This window comes from Streptomyces sp. NPDC054956 (genome assembly GCF_053609185.1).
In genome coordinates this window covers 1-2,723 of the sequence record NZ_JBSGXB010000544.1, presented here as the reverse complement: position 1 = coordinate 2,723, position 2,723 = coordinate 1, and the positions used below count along the sequence as shown (strand labels likewise).

Genomic DNA, 2,723 nt, shown 5'->3' with positions numbered 1-2,723 from the left:
GGACCGGCGGATCGAGGGCCGGGACGCCCTGCGCGCCTACTTCGGCGGCCGCCCCGCCGACCGGCTCTCGCGCCGGCTGTGCACCAACATCCTGGTGACCCTGACGTCCGCCTCGACGGCGCCGCCGATCGCCAGCGGCACGGCCAGGCCGGCGCCGGTGAGCGCGAGCCCCCCGCCGGAGCCGCCCGAGGTACCGGAAGTGCCTCCCCCGGTGACCACGGCCGGACCACTGCCGGACGGGGCCGGGTGGATGGATCCGCCCGGCGTACGGGGTGTCGCGGGAGCGGACGCGGACACGGACACGGGGGCCGACGGGGTGGTCGACGGGACGGTTCCGGGGGCCGGGGGGTTCACCACGGGCACCGGGTTGCCGGGGAGGCATCCGGTGAAGGGGTGGTGGTGCGTCTCGGCGCCGCCCGTGCCCGTCAGCGACTTGGCGATGACGGAGCCGTTGACCGGCCCGCCGGAACCCAGGTCGAAGGCGGCGTCGGGCGCGAGGACGCTGCCCGGCCAGGCGTTGGTGCTGTTCTTGACCACCTTGGCGGCGTCGGGGAAGTTCCAGAGCAGCTTCGCGCGGATGTCCCCGCCGGCGGCGCTGCTCAGCTTGTCGTCGAGCACCTCGCGCTCGTCCGCCCCGTCCCAGAGGAAGAAGCCGGTGGTGCCGGCCTTCGCCTGGTCGTACGAGGCACCCCGGACGTTGACCACGGTCACCGCGCCGGCCGGCACCTTGATCCGGATCTCCTTGGCCTTCTCCAGCTCCGCGGCGGGAACGGTGAAGGCGTTGAACCGCGCGTCCGTACCGGTCAGCCGGAGGTTCGAGCCGTCATGGCGCCACTGCGCGGAGGCCGACTGCGGCGCGGCGGCCAGGGCTTCGGAGGCCTTGCGCAGGGTGCGGAACTCGGCGGCGAAGTCGATGGGCGAGGGGCCCTTGGCCGCCGTTCCGCGATGGGCCTCGGCGGTACCCGTGAGGGTGCCGCCGTAGCTGCCGTCACCGTTCATCACCCGCACGCCGCCCGTGATGTTCCCCGCGACGACCAGGGCCTTGCCGCCCGGGAGCGCCTTGACCTGCTCGGCGGTCAGCTCCTGGCCCACGGTGAAACCGCCCCGGAAGTCGGCGTTCCCGCCGACGGCGACGGCGCCTTCGGCGTCGGGGGTGTGCCGGTCGTCCCCCTCGACGAATTCTCCGTAGCGGCCGGCCACACCGAGCGCGCCGGTGCAGGTGGTGGAGTCGGGCGCCGGGGTGGCGGAGGCCGAGGGAGCTGCCGCGAGGACGCCGAGGGCGGTGACGGCGAGCGAACCGCCGATCGCGGCCGAAGCGAGCGAAGAGCGGGCGGATATGAACATGTGCGATATCTCCGAAGTGCGGCTCATGCGGTGGCGCTTGCCGCCCGGGCGGCGGGCACGCCGGTCCGAGCGGTGGTACTCGCCCGGCGCACTCTTTCCCCCGGGGATGCCCCAGGTCAAGCCTGATGTCCGATGCATCCCATCCGCCCTATGTGTACATGACGACTTCGGCCAAACCGTTACTCCGGAGCCGGCTCACCCGCGAGGCCGGGTGGCCGGCGGTCCGCATGGCGGACGGTCAACTCCGGCCCGCCGCCTTGTCGGCCTGTACCCGGTCCGCCGCATGCGCTTGTGCCTGCGCCGGCGTGTACGCCTTCGCAGACGTGTGTGCCCGCGCCTTCGTCCGGGCCCGCTTGGAGGTCGAGGTGGCCCATACGGTGACTGCCGCCAGGGCCATCAGTGCCGCGCCGGTCAGTGGTGCGGCGCGCACGGAGATCCCGTCGACCGCGAGGCCGCCCGACAGGGCGCCGGCGGCGATGGCCAGGTTGAACATCGCGACCATCAGCGAGGAGGCCGCCTCCGCCTCCTCCGGCGCGGCCTTGATCATCCAGCTCTGGAGGCTCACCGAGACCCCGCCGTACACCAGGCCCCAGGCCAGCAGCAGCAGCGTGCCCGCGACGGCTCCGGGAACGGTGGCGATCAACGCGAGGGTCACGGCGAGGCAGGCCCCGACCGCGAACAGCGTGCGGTACGCGTCGCGCGACCCCGCCAGGAAGTTGCCCGCCACGCCCGCGAGGCCGTACCCCAGCAGGAGGGTGCTCACGAAGCCGGCGTCGACGCCCGACACGTCCTGCAGGATCGGCCGTACGAACGTGTAGGCGGCGAACTGCCCGGTCACCACCAGGAAGGTGACGGCCACTCCGGCCCGGACCCCGGCGTTGCTCCGGAGCAGGGCGGGGAGCCGGCCGAAGGTGATGTGGCGGGTCGGCGGCAGCGGGGGCAGCAGCAGGAGCAGGGCGGCCAGGGTCAGGAGTCCGAGTCCGCCGACGGCCGCGAAGGCGAAGCGCCAGCCGCCGAGCTCACCGAGCAGGGTCCCCGCGGGGACGCCGAGCACCGAGGCAGTGGGGACGCCGCCGAAGACGAGGGCGGTGGCCCGGCCGACGTGGCGTTCGGGGACGAGGCGTACCGCGAGGCCGCCGGCTATGGCCCAGAAGCCGCCGACGCTGACCCCGACGAGCAGCCGGGCCGCCAGGAGCACCGCGAAGCCGGGGGCGAGGGCGGCGACCAGGTTCGCGACGGCCATCAGCGCGAACAGCCCGACCAGGACGAACCGCCGGTCGAGCCGGCCGGCGCCGACGGTGACCAGCGGCGCGCAGAACCCGGCGACCAGGCCGGGCACGGTGACCATCAGCCCGGCCGTGCCGTCGGAGACGCCGAGG

At 74.3% G+C, this 2,723-nt stretch carries 1 protein-coding gene and 2 pseudogenes; 1 reads left to right on the top strand and 2 read right to left on the bottom strand.

What is annotated here, in order from left to right:
- Positions 1–121 (top strand): annotated as a pseudogene (locus ACWGDE_RS38005) (nuclear transport factor 2 family protein); the annotation flags it as partial.
- Positions 122–393: 272 nt separating this feature from the next.
- On the opposite strand, the pseudogene ACWGDE_RS38000 reads toward ACWGDE_RS38005, so the two are convergent.
- Together ACWGDE_RS38000 and ACWGDE_RS37995 are read right to left on the bottom strand one after the other, a co-directional pair.
- A pseudogene (locus tag ACWGDE_RS38000) lies at positions 394–1,344 on the bottom strand (choice-of-anchor A family protein); the annotation flags it as partial.
- Positions 1,345–1,582: 238 nt separating this feature from the next.
- Positions 1,583–2,723, bottom strand: a 1,141-nt coding sequence (locus tag ACWGDE_RS37995) for an MFS transporter (protein WP_453393651.1), incomplete at its 5' end; no start/stop codon positions are given.